At 62.2% G+C, this 1,434-nt stretch carries 1 protein-coding gene; it reads left to right on the top strand.

Annotated elements, in window-relative coordinates; genetic code table 11:
- On the top strand, positions 1 to 1,422 hold a 1,422-nt coding region (gene tnpC / locus F2P45_RS34180; protein WP_229505443.1), incomplete at its 5' end, for an IS66 family transposase.
- Positions 1,423 to 1,434 lie beyond the last annotated feature (12 nt).

Here is a 1,434-nt window from a genome sequence, read left to right as displayed (position 1 = left end):
GGCATGGCAAACAAGCTCCCGCGTCCCGACCTTTCCAAGCTTTCCGAGTCCGACAAGAACAAGGTAATCATGGCGCTGTTCGACCATATCGACGCCTTGTTGGCCCGTGTGGAAACGCTGGAGGCGCAGTTGCGCAAGAACAGCAGTAACTCAAGCAAGCCCCCATCGTCCGATGGTTTGCTCAAGAAGACGCGATCGTTGCGTGAGCCGTCCGGCAAATTGCCAGGGGCTCAGGTCGGCCGTAAGGGAACCACGCTGCGCCAGGCCGTGCCGACCGAGGTGATCTCCCATCCGCTCCCGGAACGATGCGAGCAGTGCTGCGCTGCCCTGCCGCTGGAGTCGGCGCAGGTGTGGTGTCGCCGTCAGGTGATCGACATCCCGGTCGCGGCATACGAGGTCGTGGAGCATGTGGCACTGGCAGTGACATGTCGCTGCGGCCAACTGCATACCAGCGCCTTTCCGGCCGACGTGAACGAAGCTGTGCAGTATGGCCCCAAAGTGCGCGCGTTGGGCGTACATCTGACGCAAGGGCAGATGCTGCCGTACGCGCGCGCCGCCGACCTGATCGAAGACATGTATGGCCTTGCCATTTCACCGGGCACGCTGCTGGCATGGGTGCCCGAAGCGCGCGCCGCCTTGCAACCGACGGCGGACCAGATCGCCTGCCAGCTCAGCGCGGCGCATCTGGTCCATGCCGACGAATCGGGCCTGCGCGTGGCCGGCAAGCTGCACTGGCTGCATATCGCCGCCAACGACACGCATACATGGTATGGCGTCCATGCCAAGCGCGGCCTCGACGCCATTGAGGAGCACGGCATTCTCCCCAACCGTACCGGCGTGCTCGTGCACGATTGCTGGGCCCCATACTGGCGGCTCGACGACAGCATTCACGCCCTGTGCAACGCCCACCTGCTGCGCGAATTGCTGCATCTGACGGAAACGACCAGTCAATCGTGGCCGCAGGCGATGAGCGACTTCCTGCTTACTGCTGACAAGTTGCGCGTGGCTGCGCGGGATCAACAGATCGTCTTCAGCGACAATGACGTGCGGGCCTTTCGTACTGTCTATGACAACATCGTGTCCGAAGGCGAGTTGCTCAATCCGGAAATTGCCAATGCGAAAGGCGGGCGGGCCAAGCAGTCCGACGCCGTGAATCTGCTGCGCCGCTTCCGCCTGCATGCCGATGCCGTCATGCGCTTCGTAAGCGACTTTGCCGTGCCGTTCACGAATAACGTTGCCGAACGCGCGGTGCGCATGCCCAAGGTCAAGCAGAAGATATCGGGATGCTTCCGCACCCTCGCCGGCGCCGAACATTTCTGCGTCATCCGTTCTTGCCTCGATACCCTGCGAAAACAGGGCCACAACATGCTCGCAGTGCTACAGCGCGCATTTGTCGGCGCGCCTATCCCATCAGTTGCATAGCGGCTGAATAGT

The organism is Massilia mucilaginosa, assembly GCF_011682145.1.
GTDB classification, from domain to species: domain Bacteria; phylum Pseudomonadota; class Gammaproteobacteria; order Burkholderiales; family Burkholderiaceae_D; genus Telluria_A; species Telluria_A mucilaginosa.
This window is presented reverse-complemented; position numbering and strand designations above follow the sequence as displayed.